The organism is Occallatibacter savannae (genome assembly GCF_003131205.1).
GTDB classification, from domain to species: Bacteria; Acidobacteriota; Terriglobia; order Terriglobales; family Acidobacteriaceae; genus Telmatobacter; species Telmatobacter savannae.
Window position 1 is genome coordinate 376886 of the sequence record NZ_QFFY01000005.1, and the last position, 14494, is coordinate 391379.

General features: G+C 57.9%; 16 protein-coding genes. 8 read left to right on the forward strand and 8 right to left on the reverse strand.

Annotated features, from left to right (window positions below; genetic code table 11):
* Window positions 1–17: 17 nt before the first annotated feature.
* Window positions 18–578 (reverse strand): elongation factor P, encoded by a 561-nt coding sequence (efp, locus tag DHV10_RS19565; RefSeq protein ID WP_109488073.1) that lies wholly within the window; start codon window positions 576–578, stop codon window positions 18–20.
* A 143-nt stretch (window positions 579–721) separates the two neighbouring features.
* Between efp and DHV10_RS19570 the strand changes: the two genes are divergently transcribed.
* Both DHV10_RS19570 and DHV10_RS19575 read left to right on the forward strand, forming a co-directional pair.
* The gene (locus DHV10_RS19570) at window positions 722–1639 is read left to right on the forward strand and encodes a hypothetical protein (protein ID WP_162601696.1); all 918 of its coding nucleotides are present in this window, start codon (window positions 722–724) and stop codon (window positions 1637–1639) included.
* A 109-nt stretch (window positions 1640–1748) separates the two neighbouring features.
* Complete coding sequence (locus tag DHV10_RS19575) at window positions 1749–2228, forward strand: nuclear transport factor 2 family protein (RefSeq protein ID WP_109488075.1); 480 nt, start codon at window positions 1749–1751, stop codon at window positions 2226–2228.
* A gap of 3 nt (window positions 2229–2231) precedes the next feature.
* Here DHV10_RS19575 and DHV10_RS19580 read toward each other — a convergent pair whose 3' ends face one another.
* Entirely contained in the window at window positions 2232–3359 is a 1128-nt protein-coding gene (locus DHV10_RS19580; protein ID WP_109488076.1) for a Gfo/Idh/MocA family protein, read from the reverse strand.
* A gap of 128 nt (window positions 3360–3487) precedes the next feature.
* Between DHV10_RS19580 and DHV10_RS28360 the strand changes: the two genes are divergently transcribed.
* The 5 genes from DHV10_RS28360 (at window position 3488) to lon (ending at window position 9930) form a co-directional block, all read left to right on the forward strand.
* The gene (locus DHV10_RS28360; protein WP_109488077.1) at window positions 3488–3742 is read left to right on the forward strand and encodes a CPCC family cysteine-rich protein; all 255 of its coding nucleotides are present in this window, start codon (window positions 3488–3490) and stop codon (window positions 3740–3742) included.
* Between the two features lie 141 nt (window positions 3743–3883).
* Entirely contained in the window at window positions 3884–5299 is a 1416-nt protein-coding gene (gene tig, locus DHV10_RS19590) for a trigger factor (RefSeq protein ID WP_239461939.1), read from the forward strand.
* Between the two features lie 108 nt (window positions 5300–5407).
* Window positions 5408–5998, forward strand: a complete 591-nt coding sequence (gene clpP, locus DHV10_RS19595) for an ATP-dependent Clp endopeptidase proteolytic subunit ClpP (protein ID WP_109488079.1) — start codon at window positions 5408–5410, stop codon at window positions 5996–5998.
* A gap of 53 nt (window positions 5999–6051) precedes the next feature.
* The gene (clpX, locus tag DHV10_RS19600; protein ID WP_109488080.1) at window positions 6052–7326 is read left to right on the forward strand and encodes an ATP-dependent Clp protease ATP-binding subunit ClpX; all 1275 of its coding nucleotides are present in this window, start codon (window positions 6052–6054) and stop codon (window positions 7324–7326) included.
* A 192-nt stretch (window positions 7327–7518) separates the two neighbouring features.
* Complete coding sequence (gene lon / locus DHV10_RS19605) at window positions 7519–9930, forward strand: endopeptidase La (protein WP_109488081.1); 2412 nt, start codon at window positions 7519–7521, stop codon at window positions 9928–9930.
* A 749-nt stretch (window positions 9931–10679) separates the two neighbouring features.
* On the opposite strand, the gene DHV10_RS19615 is transcribed toward lon, so the two are convergent.
* Complete coding sequence (locus DHV10_RS19615) at window positions 10680–11090, reverse strand: nuclear transport factor 2 family protein (protein WP_162601697.1); 411 nt, start codon at window positions 11088–11090, stop codon at window positions 10680–10682.
* Window positions 11091–11199: 109 nt separating this feature from the next.
* Complete coding sequence (locus tag DHV10_RS19620) at window positions 11200–11478, reverse strand: hypothetical protein (RefSeq protein WP_109488084.1); 279 nt, start codon at window positions 11476–11478, stop codon at window positions 11200–11202.
* A gap of 157 nt (window positions 11479–11635) precedes the next feature.
* On the opposite strand from DHV10_RS19620, the gene yihA reads away from it, so the two are divergent.
* Window positions 11636–12220 carry a ribosome biogenesis GTP-binding protein YihA/YsxC gene (yihA, locus tag DHV10_RS19625; protein ID WP_109488085.1) on the forward strand — a complete coding sequence of 195 codons (585 nt, stop codon included), beginning with the start codon at window positions 11636–11638 and terminating at the stop codon, window positions 12218–12220.
* A gap of 7 nt (window positions 12221–12227) precedes the next feature.
* Here yihA and DHV10_RS19630 read toward each other — a convergent pair whose 3' ends face one another.
* The 4 genes from DHV10_RS19630 to DHV10_RS19645 form a co-directional block, all read right to left on the reverse strand.
* Entirely contained in the window at window positions 12228–13010 is a 783-nt protein-coding gene (locus DHV10_RS19630; RefSeq protein ID WP_162601698.1) for a urocanate hydratase family protein, read from the reverse strand.
* 11 nt (window positions 13011–13021) lie between these two features.
* Entirely contained in the window at window positions 13022–13498 is a 477-nt protein-coding gene (locus DHV10_RS19635; protein WP_162601699.1) for a hypothetical protein, read from the reverse strand.
* 14 nt (window positions 13499–13512) lie between these two features.
* Window positions 13513–13914: a competence type IV pilus major pilin ComGC gene (locus DHV10_RS19640; RefSeq protein ID WP_109488088.1), complete on the reverse strand. Its 402-nt coding sequence runs from the start codon at window positions 13912–13914 to the stop codon at window positions 13513–13515.
* Window positions 13915–14014: 100 nt separating this feature from the next.
* On the reverse strand, window positions 14015–14485 hold the full coding sequence (locus DHV10_RS19645) for a type II secretion system protein (protein WP_109488089.1): 471 nt from the start codon (window positions 14483–14485) through the stop codon (window positions 14015–14017).
* Window positions 14486–14494 lie beyond the last annotated feature (9 nt).

The window sequence follows — 14494 nt, forward strand, 5'->3', positions numbered from 1 at the left end:
TTTGCGCTTGAAGGGAACTATGCGCGGCTGAGGTAGGCGCCTTCGCTCGTGTCGACGCGGATCTTCTCCCCTTCGTTGATGAAAGGAGGCACCTGGACGACCAAGCCGGTCTCGGTCTTGGCGGGCTTGGTGACAGAGGAGGCCGTTGCCGATTTGAGGCCGGGCTCGGTCTCGACGACGGTTAGTTCGACGAAGGTGGGCAGCTCGATACCGACCGGGTTGCCGTCGTGATAGCTGACGCGAATCTGCAGGTTTGGCGTAAGGTACTCGACTGCGTCGCCGAGGGTGGAGCCTTTGAGCATAGTCTGCTCGTAGTTCTCCGGATTCATAAAGTAATAGTCGTCGCCGTCAGAGTAGAGGAACTCCATGGCAACCTCGTCAACGACGACCTTCTCGATAGCGTCCCCGGAGCGGAAGCGGTGTTCGAACATAGCCCCAGATTTGAGATTGCGAAGTTTTGCCTGAATAAAAGCGCGCAGGTTGCCCGGAGTGCGATGTTCCACTTTGAAGACGAGGTGGAGGACATCGTTGTGCTTAATGATCATGCCCGGACGCATTTGGGTGGCGGGAATCGCCATAAAAAGAAAACTCCTTGCTCTACCTGGAAAATAGGCGATCGCGCGCCACTGCACGGATCCGGCCCAGGTTCCATTGTAGCTTAGGGGAGATGCGAAAGGTTCTCTCGAACTCCCCGACCCCGAAGCGTAAGTTAAGGCGAAGGTTGCCACGCAAGTTGCTGCCGCTCGGCGCGTTGTTGGCGCTCTGTATGTTCTGGGCTCTGGGGTGGGTCAGGGCCGATCTGGAGCCAGGTGCGTCAGGTCTATGGCTGGTTTCCTCCCTGGCAGCGCAGACTGCCGTACTTGGGGCCCTGGCAGTCGTCGCCTCAGGTGCTGCGCTGCTGCGTCGCGCAGAATGGCCGGCCTCGGCGATGGTACTGAGGGCGACGCTGGTTGGAATTGGGCTCTTCGCCGTCCCGGCGCTTGTGGCGATTGGCGGCAGCGGCCGAGTCGGCGATACGACCAGAGTCGCGTTGTTCTCGCTGACGCCATTGTTTGCCGTCATCTTCGAGCCGTACCTCGGGATCAACGCGGCAGAGGGAGATGAAAGCAGGGGAGCCTTTCTGGCCGCCATGGCTGCTATTGCAGGCACGTTCCTTGTCTTCCCTGTGGAACTGCCCCACTCATACGCCACCGCTTTCGTCATGCTCTTGGTGGTCGCAACGGCTGCACTGATCGCTGCAGCCAACTGCGCAGCGGTGCGCATGGCGCGGCAGAGTCCCTCGATATTTACGTTCACGGCCGCCGCATCAGGATCGGCGGCCCTGGTACTCGGGATTTTGGGATTGGCTGTTCGCCAACAGGCAGCCGGCAGCGCAGCCTTGGGCGCGTGGTCGGCTCTCGATGTGAGTGCTCTTGCGCTGCTGTTCTGGCTTATGCCGCGGATGAGTGCCGTACAGATCACCACGCGATTTTTGATCGCGCCGCTGATGGCAAACGTGATGAGCCTCGCGTTGCTCCGGCCGCATGTGGATGTGCAGTCCTGGATTGGACTGTTGCTGATCGCAGCCGGTTCGGCGCGCCTGCTAATCGCACCAGCGGAAAGCGGCCAGTCTGGACTCTTCAGAGTCGGAGACGGTTGAGCCCTCGAGCGCCACAGCCGATGTTTTGTAAGTGCAAAATAAACGATCAGATCGCATATCTTGCAGGAACCTGAATTCAATCCGAATCGTCACAGTTCGAGAGGTACAGATGAAATTGTGGAGTGCGATTTTCGCAGCTTTGCTGCTGGCACCTTCGGGAGCGCATGCTGCCGGCGATCGGTCCTCAGATGTTCAGGTTCGTGAGGCGTTGACGATCTTCCTGACGGCATTTGACAATCTGGACTGGCCAGCCTTCCGTGCCTGTTTCGGACCGGATCCGACGATGTTCCATCCGGCTGCTCCAAACACGCGACGCGTTGAGACAGAAGAGCAGTTTGATAAGGCTTGGGCCGGCGTGTTCGACAGGATCCGGAAGTCCTCCGGTCGGAGTAGACCGCCATTCATGCAACTCGAGCCAAAGGACCTACGAATCGAATTCCCCAGTGAAGACGTGGCCATTGTTACATTTCACATCCTCAACCCAGGAGAGATCGACCGGCGGACGATCCTGTTCAAGCGTTATGGAAGCGCTTGGAAGACCGTTCACATCCACGCATCGAATCTGCGAACCGATGCTGAACACCCTTGAAATTCAATTGCCGATACGGGTCAACGGTACCGTCTGTCCCGTGCGGGCCGACTCGCGGGCGGCATCCAGTATCTGCGTGACGATCACGTTCGTATCGAGCGCGCTGAGGTCGCCTGTCGGTGCGATCTTCGCACGGAGCACTGCGGCGAGGTAGGAGAGCGAATCGCGTTCGTTGGCTGGAAGTTCGGGTGCCGTCTCTGTGCGCTCCTGGTTCTCGTGCTGGTGGCGCACACGCACGTCATTGGCGGCCACAGTGATGACATAGCCATTCGCCCCATAGATTTCCATATCTTTGCGGCTGAAAGGCCAGTTCCACGACGCCTGAATGACTGCCTGAGCGTGGGGATATTTCAGGACGATGGTCGCGTCGTCATCGACGTGTGGGTAGATCTCGGGCTTGTCCTGATTCGTCACCGCGGTGACGGATTCAGGCGTTTCGCCGTGCATAAGCCACGTCATGAGGTCCACGCCATAGCAGCCGAAGTCGTAGAGCGCGCCGGCCCCGTTCTGCTGCGGGTCGGTAAGCCACTTCAGAAATTCCGGCTGAACATTGATCTCTTTAGGCCCTTCGTGCCCGTCGTGGACGACGACGCGGCGGATCTCGCCGATGCGGTTGTCGCGAACTTCGTCGTACGCTTCGCGGTTGCTGGGGTACCAGGTGGTTTCGTAGTTCACGAGAACGTGGATTTTCTTCTCGCGCGCGATGCGGCGGATGGCCTTGGCATCTTCAAACGAGATGGTCAGCGGCTTCTCGACCATGACGGAAACGCCGTACCGCGCGGCAACTTCGATTGCAGGGCGATGCTGGGCGATCGAGGTGTAAACGAGCACCGCGTCGGGCCGCGCACGTTCGATCATGTTCGCCTCGGTCTTATAGAAAAGCGAATCGGGCAGCGAGAACTGCTTGCCGTATTTCGCGCAGAGGTTTGAGTCCGCATCGGCAATGCCGACGAGTTTCACGTCAGAGTGTTTAGGTAGTTGCGAAAGAAAGCCGGCGACATGACCGTGCTCAAGGCCAACGATAGCCACCTTCAAGGGCGCGGGTTCCTCGGCGGAGATCGAAACAGCACAGGCGGCGAGAAGAGCAGGCACGAACATTGAGATGAGGCGGCGAGGCAAGAGACGACGCATGGAATCCGATTCCCCCTGAAGAGCCGATTGTACAGACAAGAACTCTGAAGACCTGACGTGTTGAAAGGCCCAGAGGTTCGGGATCCTAAGCTGTAAACTGCGTCGCAGAAAACTCCGTCCATTGAGTCATGGGGACGGCAACGCTGCGCTTTCGATGCCCTTGCTGTGGATTTCGTACTCTGGATGCGCCGGACAGCCTGGCGCTCTGCCCGGTCTGCTGGTGGGAAGACGATGGACAGGAAGATGGCGACGCCCAGGAAATTCGCAACACCGTGAATGGGGACATAAGCCTCGCAGAGGCGCGAATTCACTACTCCCGATGCGGTGCATCACACCCTCGTTTTGCCCGGTACGTGCGCAAACCGGACGTCTCAGAACAGTAAAGTGGCATGTGCGGTGCAAAGCGCAAATCTGCCCATTCGGGCGGTTTGACCTCCCTCCGTAAACCCTCTTACCATTAGTTGAGGAAAATCCCGCCACACGACGCTGTTTCCCCATTGGCGACAGCCCGCAGGGCAGTAGATTTGGCGCCTGTCGCGCCCGGAAGGCAAACCACGTTGAGCACCACTGACACTCTCGAAACCAATGAGCCTTCGGGAACTCCCGAAGAAGCCCACGGCCACGAAGATCACGATCACGAGCACGATCACAACCACGATCACCAGCATGGCCCTGTACTGAATCCCGAGGTCACGCGTGAAGTCGTGATCGACGCCCCTGCAGAGGACGTCAGTAAAGCCTTCCGCACGGTTACGCGCAACTACCAGCGCTACGCCAAGCTCCCCGGCTTCCGTCCGGGCAAGGTGCCGGAGTCGGTCGTCAAGCGGAAGTTCGCGAACGAGATTCGCAAAGACGTTATTGAAGGCCTGCTGCCCGAGCGCTTTGCCAGTGCAGTCAAGGAACTCGGGCTTCGTGTTGTCGGCCAACCGCAGGTCACAGAGCTGACCATTGAAGATGGGCAGCCGATGCACCTCAAGGCCGTCTTCGAGTACATGCCTGAGGTCTCGATCGACGGATACGAGCAGGTGGTCGTTCCCAAGCCGTCGGTCGAAGTGACCGAGGACGAGTTCAAGCAAGAGATGGATCAGCTACGCGAGTCACGCGGCACCATCGAACCGGTCGAAGAAGACCGGCCGCTGGTCGACGGCGACTGGGCGCAGATCTCCTATTCAGGCACGATTGCGGACGACCCTGAAGCGGCACCGATCGCCGGCGAGGATACGCTGGTCGAAGTCGGCGGCAAGGACACCGTGGATGCCTTCACGCAGGTCCTGCGGGGCGCCAGGGCCGGCCAGGAACTCAAGGCCGAGGTCATCTACCCGGCCGACTACCCCGAAGCCAAGCTCCAGGGTAAGACGGTGGCCTACGACCTGACTGTGAAAGCCATCAAGAAGCGGGTCCTTCCCGAGGTGAATGACGACTTCGCCAGGGAGATGGGCAATTACGAAAGTTTGGAGCAGTTGGAGAACGCCGTCCGGGAGCATCTGGCCAACCGGAAGCGACGCAGCGTAGAAGGCGAAACCAAGGATCGGCTGTTCGCCGCCTTGGTCGAGAAGTTCCAGTTCCCGGTGCCCGAATCGATGGTGCAGGACCAGGTGGAGGCCCGGCTCGAGCGGGGCCTGCGCGCTCTGGCAGCCCAGGGCATGAGCACTGAGCAGATGCGGAAGCTGGACTTCGGCCGCCTTCGGACCGCCCAGCGCGACTCTGCCGTAGCCGAGGTGAAGGCGCAGATCCTGCTGGACCGGATCGCTGAAAAAGAAGGGGTTAGCGTCAACGACGACGAGTTGGACCGCGAAATCCACATGGCTGCACTGCAGTCGCGTGAACCTTATGAAACACTCCGCCAGCGTTTGACGGAAGATGGCGGGCTGGCTAGAATCCGGGAACAATTGAAAAGGGAAAAGACCGCGAGTTTGCTGTACGAACGACTGCCGGCTTAATCACAGGCCGTGTGGACTTTAGCCTGAACCGCAAAAGCCCATACGGCCATCAAAAAGAACGGGGAATACTGCCGATAACAGTATTGACCTCGCAAGGATGAATTCCGAATGGCATTGGTTCCCATGGTGGTTGAGCAGACGAGTCGGGGCGAGCGAGCCTATGACATCTATTCCCGTCTGCTGCGCGATAACATCATCTTCCTCGGCACGCCGATCGACGATCAAATAGCCAATCTCGTCGTTGCCCAGATGCTCTTCCTGTCAGGCGAAGATCCGGAGAAGGATATCCAGTTGTACATTAACTCCCCCGGAGGCAGCATTACCGCCGGATTGGCGATTTATGACACAATGCAGTTCATACGGAACAACGTGGTGACATACTGCATTGGTCAGGCGGCCAGCATGGGAGCGTTCCTTCTACTCGCCGGTACCAAGGGCAAGCGGTTCGCACTGCCAAACTCGCGTATCCTGATCCACCAGCCATCCATGGGGGGGCTAAGCGGACAGGCCACAGATATCGACATCCATGCACGCGAGATCCTGCGTATCCGGGAGATCACCAACACCCTGATGGCGAAGCACACCGGCCAGCCACTCGACAGGATCGAAAGAGATGTAGAGCGCGACTTCATAATGAACTCGCAACAGGCGAAAGAGTACGGCATCATTGATGAAATTATCGACCGGCCCCGGACGTAGAGGCCGCGCAACGGAAGCGGAATCAAATTCGTGAGGTCAAGGGGAGTCCAACAATGAAAACGCGCACGGGACCCGAAGAAGCGCTGCGCTGTTCGTTCTGCCATAAATCGCAGGACGCGGTAGCCAAGCTGATCTCGTCGCCCAGCGACTATCCACGGGCATACATCTGCGATGAGTGCGTCGCTGTTTGTAACTCCATCCTTGAAGACGACCGGGGAGATTCCGCGCATCCGGCAACAGCCGCCGGGCACCTGCCCAAGCCGCAGGAAGTGAAAAGCTTCCTTGACGACTATGTAATCGGGCAGGACCAGACGAAGAAGAAGCTCGCGGTAGCGGTTTACAACCACTACAAGCGCGTGCAGATGAACCGCATGCGCAATAACGAAGTCGAGCTTGCGAAGTCGAACATTCTGCTCATCGGGCCAACGGGATCAGGCAAGACGCTGCTCGCGCACACGCTGGCCAAGATGCTGGATGTTCCCTTCGCCATTGTGGATGCGACGACTCTCACAGAAGCCGGATATGTCGGCGAGGACGTGGAGAACATTATCCTGAAGCTGCTTCAGGCAGCCGACGGCGATGTGACACGAGCGCAGCAAGGCATCATCTACATTGACGAGATCGATAAGATCGGCCGCAAGGACGAGAACCCGTCCATCACCCGCGATGTCTCAGGCGAAGGCGTGCAGCAGGCGCTGCTCAAGATCCTGGAAGGCACGGTTGCCAACGTTCCGCCGCAGGGGGGACGCAAGCATCCCCACCAGGAATTCACCGCTGTTGATACAACCAACATCCTCTTCATCTGCGGCGGCGCATTTGTAGGTCTAGAGCGCGTCGTCGGACGACGCATCGGCAAGAAGGCACTCGGCTTCAGAACTGCGGATGCAGAAGCGGACCAGGCGACTTCGCGTTCGCATCGCGACACCGAGCTGCTCCGTAAAACCGAACCGCAGGATCTCATCAAGTACGGACTGATTCCTGAGTTCGTTGGACGTCTGCCTGTGATGGGCGTGCTCGACGAACTCGACGAAGCAGCGCTGGTTGAGATCCTCACCAAGCCGCGCAACGCCATCGTCAAGCAGTATCAGCGGCTGCTCGAGTATGAGAATGTTCGCCTCCACTTCAGCAACGACGCAATTGGAGCAGTGGCTCGCGAAGCGCTGGCGCGCAAGGTTGGCGCTCGCGGACTGCGCATGATTCTCGAAGAGCTGATGCTCGACCTGATGTATCACCTGCCTTCGAGCAAGAAGGTTCGCGATCTGGAGATCACGAAGGACATGGTGGAGCGGCGCGATCTTTCGCTGTGTCTGCTGGAGAAGGCCGGCTAAACCATCGCAAGTTCAAGCACAACTCAGTTTCGTATGCTCAAAGGTCACGTTCCATTGCGGATGTGACCTTTGAGTCTTTAAGCCCGTGATTCTCCCCCGCTGAAGTAAACGGCTGTACAATCCCAACAAGACGCGCGGCACCCGGCTGAATCGAGAGTGTCGTTCGCGCGTCTAAAACTTACTGGTGTCCCTATGACTTCTTCAAAAGAAAAGAACGAGCCGCGCAAACTGCCCATGATGCCCATTCGGGACATGGTGATCTTTCCCTACATGATGACGCCGTTTGTGGTTGGCCGGCTTTCCAGCGTGCGCGCCCTGGAAGAAGCGCTAAATGGAGACCGCAAGATATTTCTGGCCACGCAGCACGACGCATCGATCGATGAGCCCAAGGCAAAAGAGATCTATCAGGTTGGTTCGATCTGCAACATCGTGCAGAGCGTCAAGATGCCGGACGGCAACATCAAGGTGCTCGTTGAAGGAGTGGAGCGCGCCAAGTCCACCGAAGTGAACGACAAAGACGGATTCTTCGTCGCCACGGTGCGCACCGGCAAAACTGACTTCGAAATGACGCCTTCTGTCGAGCAGTTAATGCAGCGCGTCACCGGTCTCTTCGAGCAGTACGTGAAACTCCAGCAGTCGCTCAACTACGAGACCATCATCGCAACTGTCCGGATGGACGAGCCCGCGAAACTGTCTGACACCATTGCGGCCAATCTGCAGCTCGGCATCGAGGAGAAGCAGGAACTGCTCGCGATCTTCGACCCCGCCGCGCGCCTCTCGCGCATCGCCGATGTGCTCGACATCGAGATCGAAAAGCTAGACCTCGATCGCAACATCCAGTCGCGCGTGAAGCGCCAGATGGAGCGAGCGCAAAAAGAGTACTACCTCAACGAGAAGATCAAGGCCATCCAGAAGGAACTCGGCCGCGGCGAGAAGAACGAGTTCGACGAGTTGCGCAAGAAGATTGAATCCGCCGGCATGCCGAAGGAAGTTCTCGAAAAGGCAGTCCAGGAGCTCAAAAAGCTCGAGGCAATGCCGCCCATGTCGGCTGAATCCACCGTGAGCCGCAACTACATTGACTGGCTGCTCGCGGTGCCTTGGAAGAAAAAGTCCAAGGAAACGCGGTCCATCGACTTCGCCGAAAAAGTTCTGAATGAAGATCACTACGGCCTCGAGAAAATCAAGGAGCGCATCCTCGAGTTTCTCGCTGTCCGCCAACTCGTGAAGAATCCGAAGGGCTCGATCCTTTGCTTCGTTGGACCTCCCGGCGTGGGCAAAACCTCGCTGGGTATGTCGATCGCAAAGGCGACAGGCCGCAAGTTCGTGCGGCTATCGCTGGGGGGCGTTCGAGATGAGGCTGAGATCCGCGGACATCGCCGCACCTACATCGGCGCATTGCCGGGGCAGATCATCCAGCACATGAAGCGCGCGGGTACGAAGAACCCCGTCTTCCTGCTCGACGAAGTCGACAAGATGGCTTCGGACTTCCGCGGCGATCCCGCATCAGCTCTTCTTGAAGTTCTCGATCCCGAGCAGAACACCAGCTTCCAGGATCACTATCTCGACGTCGACTACGACCTCTCCCAGGTACTCTTCGTCGCCACGGCAAACGTCCTGCACACTGTCCCCGCTCCGCTGCAGGACCGCATGGAAGTGCTGCGGCTGCAGGGCTACACCGAGCAGGAGAAGCTCGAAATCGCCAAGCAATACCTGGTCAAAAAGCAGCGTGAGCAAACCGGTCTGAGCGAGAAGAACATTGTCTTCACCGACGAAGCCATTCTCGAGATCATCCGCAAGTACACACGCGAAGCAGGAGTTCGCAACCTCGAGCGCGAGATCGGAAACGTCTGCCGCAAGGTCGCGCGGCGAGTCGTGAAGAAGGGCGCAAAGCACAAGGAAGAGATCACGGCAGCGAGCATTGCAGAGCACCTTGGCGTGGCACGCTTCCGGGATTCCGAGGTTCACGAAAAGAGCGAAGTGGGCCTGGTCACCGGCCTCGCATGGACCGAAGTGGGCGGCAGCATTCTCACCACCGAAGTTCAGGTGCTCGACGGCAAGGGCAAAATGACCATCACCGGCCAGCTTGGCGATGTGATGCAGGAATCAGCGCAAGCCGCCCTCGCCTACATCCGCAGCAAGGCCCAGGCGCTCGGGCTTACGCGCGAGTTCTACCGCAACGTCGATCTGCACCTGCACGTACCTGAAGGCGCGATTCCAAAGGATGGCCCGTCAGCCGGCATCACCATGGCGACTGCACTGGCGAGCGCGCTCGCCAAAATCCCAGTTCGCCGCGACATCGCCATGACCGGCGAGATCACGCTGCGCGGGAAAGTCCTGCCAATCGGCGGACTCAAAGAAAAGCTGCTCGCTGCTCTGCGCGCCGGCATCTTCGAAGCAATTCTGCCGCGCGCAAACGAGAAAGACCTGAGCGAGCTTCCCGACAACATCAAGAACTCGATGAAGCTGCACTTCGTCGACACGATGGATGAGGTGCTGGCGCTGGCGCTGGAGAGCCCGCTGCCCGCGCCGAAGACCGAGGACGAGGTGATTGCCGCAGTGCCACCGCCAAGCGACGTTGTGGGTGGTCAGGTAGCTCGGCAGTAGGCGCATCTCATCGATCGATACAACGGAAAAGGGTAAGGCTCAGGCCTTCCCTTTTTTCTTGCGCGGGGAATGCAACCCCGGAACCTGTCAACTCAGCGCAATCGGCTCGGAATCGCAACTTTTATGGAAGTAGCTCAGTGAGGTCATGAAGTGTTGCGTTCTGACCGTCGAGACGAATCGAATACGGTGATTCGTCAGATTCACGCACGCACTTCCAATCTCCCGGTTGGCGCATCCAGCGGTCCCGGCTACGCTGCCGATACTCAACGGCATGGATCCGCCTGTCCTTTCCAAGCACTTGGTATGTGGTGTCCTCATCTACGTCGACTAAAACTTCGCTTCCATCTAGCTTGAATCCACCTAACTGAAAGCGTACGTGTATGGGTGCCTGCGCATGCTTGTACTCTTCTGCTATCTCCTGCAGGAACTGTTCGCGATTTCGGACTGTCTCTGAACCTTCTCGCGTCTCGATGAACTTGGCTGCAAGAAACCGCCGCATTCGCTCAGGGTGACGCTGCTCGAATGCGTGAGCCATGAACCGGTAGGCGGAGCGGATCGCTGCCTGCTCTGTTGAGGAGATCCCTTTGTCGAGTGGGGGAGTTTGCACGGTACTGAAAGACCCGAGAGCGAATAGCAGAAGCGCGTTAGCGAGTATTCGCATGGGCCTTTATAGCAAATTTCACGAGGTCACTACGGTACTGCCACGAACTTCTAGCCTCGCAGACTGCCCCGGATCATCAGGCGCTGTACTATTTGCCTTCCGCCACAGGTGTTTCCTGACTGGCGACAAGGCGCCATTTTCCAGCACGACGGATAAAGACATCCGTCACGCATGTTTTCTCAGCGTGGGTCTGTCCATTCGGGAGTTTCTCCGTGTCGAGAATGCGAGCTGTAAAGATGGCAGCGTTTCCATAAACTCGCACTTCGGGATCTTCGATCTTCGTGTCTCCTTCGCCACTCTGTTCAAGAGTGCGCTTCAGATCATCCTTGTTTCTGCGAATGCCTTTGAATGACCAATACTGGAAGTCATCCGCGACCATCATGCTGATGGTGGCCCAATCATGTTTCAACCACGCCTTGGCCTGAACCTCTTCGAGCCGGAGGATTTCTTTTTTGTCAGCCAGCGTGTCAGCACCTGATGAGTTCGCTGCGATCAGCAAGACGCTGCAGACAAGTGCGCCCGCTCCATTTGTCAGCAGTTTCAGAGCCATAGTTCTCACTCCGCAACTAAACTCCGCCCGAAATGACGGTCCCGGTTCGACGTGCAATCTAACGAGTCTGGACGTCTTCGTAGGCGTGGGCCCAGGCGTTCATTACATCGTCGAAGGTTATGCCAGGCTCCATCTTGCAGTTGGAGAATTTGCCGTCTTTCTTTTCGCACTGGGCCACTCGGTCCCCGTTTGCGTTGAAAAGAGTGAGGCGATCGGGGCCTTTGGAGCCCTCAACGATGGCTGGCCTGGTAACGGGCGGCTCCGCAAACTTGATGGCGTGAACGTCAGACCCATTGAAGGTAGCGGCGAGCAGACAAATGGCAACAAAAGCGTGCACGTTTGACTCCAGTTAGGTTGTAGCGGTGAGGCCAGTATAGGCCAGGTCCCGCCACACGCAAGCAGCTTTCTATGTTCATCCGTCACCGATGATTACTTCGGGCACGCGGCGCGATCGGGAACATGGCTCTGCGTAGTTCGATATCCTGAAACCTGGAATGCGATACCAGACAAAGTTCCTCCTCTCCGCGCTTGATGCAGCTCACTTCCCCGCACCGTCCGTGCCGGAGATCGCCTTTTTAGGCCGCTCGAACGTCGGTAAGTCGAGCCTCCTGAACGCGCTTGTCGGAGAGAAGGCCGCCAAGGTGTCCTCCACTCCCGGCCGCACCCGTGCCATCAATTTTTTCCAGCTTGTCGACGACAAGGGGCGGCCCCAAGTCGTTCTCGCCGACCTTCCCGGCTACGGCTACGCCAAGATTTCGAAGTCGATTTCAGCAGAGTGGCCGAAGTTCATCGAGCCCTATCTCGCTGAGCGCGAAACCCTGAAGCTCTGCGTTTGCCTCGTCGACTCAAACATCCCGCCGCAGCAGAGCGACGGTAAGCTGCTCGAATGGCTCCGCCACGTCGAACGCGATTTCCTCGTCGTCGCGACGAAGACGGACCGGCTCAGCGGCAATGAGAGGACGAAGAATTTGTCAGCCATTAAACGCGAGTTCGACATTGACGAAGTTCTCCCTGTATCCGCCAAGACGAATGCCGGAATCAAGGAGCTTTGGAAGCGTTTGACTGGTCTCGAAGACTGAATCAGTTTCAAGCCGCAGGTTTGAAGTCGTGCGTCTCTGACCTGCCGTTCGATGCAACGGATACTGTCGCAGCCACACCGATCTCGGCTGCCTCAAACGCGCGCCGTAGGCGTACAAGGAAAGCCGCGGCGAATTCCCGATCGGACCATACGACGCGAAGGTTCGAAGCCGCCCGGCCCAGGTAACGTGGCGATCGCTGAATCCAGCGGCGGCTCCATTCGTCGTCAGCGTCGAGAGACTCGAGCGCCAGCGCATCAATCCTGGGCAGCCACTTCGCCGGTAGAGACTCCACCGTCCATTCAACAATGGCCTGCGATCGCATCAGGTCCGCTGTGCCGGCCGATGCCACATTGGCAGACCTTGCCTGATCCGCAGATGCATCCTGCCGAGTGAAGTCGGCCTGCACACCGCGCTCCAGCATCTCCCGCTCAACCGGCTCTGCTTGCGAAGCAATGCATACCGCCACCGTGGAACGCTTGCGCACCTCGTTCTTCAGTATCCGGAGAGCTTCGTCGAGCGAGTTGACCACAAAATCCACGACCCCATCTCGAATCGCTGACTTCTGAACTTCGGCATCCGCTGTGATCGCAAGCGTTGCGCAGCCCGCTACGTTACCGGCGATCACGACTGACCGGCCCTCTGTGTCGAGTTCACCGGCGTAGAGAAGTTTGCCGCCCAGGCTTTGCTCACCGATGCCGGGTCGGCTGGCAGCCTCGATCAGCCGTCGATAGGCATAATATGCTTTGAGCGCCAGAGAGGCGGAATCGAGTACAGGGGTTTCAGATCGCACTGAAGACGATCTTAATCCTTCCCCTTCTCGAACCAGTTCTTTTCACGCACAAAAAGAATCAGTTCGCCGGGAAGCGCTGTGGTCTTGTACTTCTCATTTAAATGAGCATGACCGCACCCGTTCGCCATGACCATACCCTCAGACATGATCTGCGGCACTAGGTACCACACATCGCCGAAAGTCGGCTTCTGCGCATCGCAGTTGACATAGACGTCCATCGAGTTGTCGTAGGCCAGGTGTATGGAGACTTCGTGAACGTCCGCGGGGATGGTCAACTCCGCAGAGCCGTCGTCGTTCGGCTTCACCCAGTCCGTGTGGATCTCTTTCAGATGATCGGCTCGAACCTGATATCCCGTCGGCATCACCGGATGGCCGCTCTTGCCATCGAAGACCTTCAGCGTGATCGTCTTTGTGTCCTGGGCAAGCACAGCGCTACAAAGCGCAAATAGACACACAAACAGCAGAGAGCCAGACGTCCTTCGAGCCATTTTCCCTCTCGCAACTACCAAGTGGAGTAAGGCTGTCCGTCGGATCCTGTCTCCTGAGAACCGGAGTGCACGTCGTCGATTCCGGGATCGGTCTGGTCGAGCGAATGCAACGAGTCGCTCGTGTCCGTGGTCCAGGTGTCGCGCGCCTTGGTCATTGGATCTTCTGGGATGACCTTCAAGTATCCCTCCTGCACCAGGTCCTCGAGCGATTGGGGAGCTTTGTTCTTATCCATGGTGTAGGAGTCAATTGCCGATCGCATCACGCGCAGGTCTTCCTTAAGCACCGCCTCCTGCGCGTTCTTGATCGCAGCTTTGAAACTCGGAATGGCGAGCGTCGTCAGGATGCCGATGATCATCATGACGATCATCAACTCCATCAGCGTGAAGCCGGCCTCGTTCTTCCTCTTGCTGCGCATAGCTGACTCTATTCTCCTACATCCATTGGTGTTTGCACCGTTCTGGCAAGCCCCGAGCCGTTACCTCGGGTGAGCCATTTGGGCCGAATTGCGGGTTCCGCTACCAATCTGAGTACTTTGTTCCGTCCAGGGCTGTCCCCGTCGACTTCGAATAAACGTCAAAAACGCTCTGACCTCCATACGAGTCCGACTTGGGATCGTCCTGCATTGAATGCAGCCCCCACTCCGCCTTGCCGGTCATGGGATCGACCGGGATACGGCGGAGGAACTTCACCTTTTTCCCCTGTATGTCTACACCGTTTACCAGCGTGTCCAGATCAGGCGGATAATTTTGGCTGTCCACCTTGGTCTGGATCGCTCCTTTATCGGCTGCGTCCTTGTAGTGGTCGATCGCGTCCCGCATCTCCCACAAGTCGCGGCGGAGTTCCCGCTCTTTGTCCCGTTTGACCTTAAACCGCGCAATGGGGATAGCTGCCGATGCCAGAATCGACAGAATCGCCACCGTGACGATTAATTCGACCAGCGTCAGGCCCCGCTCCGAAGGTTTTCGGATTGGCCGTAGCGGTTTCATCAATTCGCT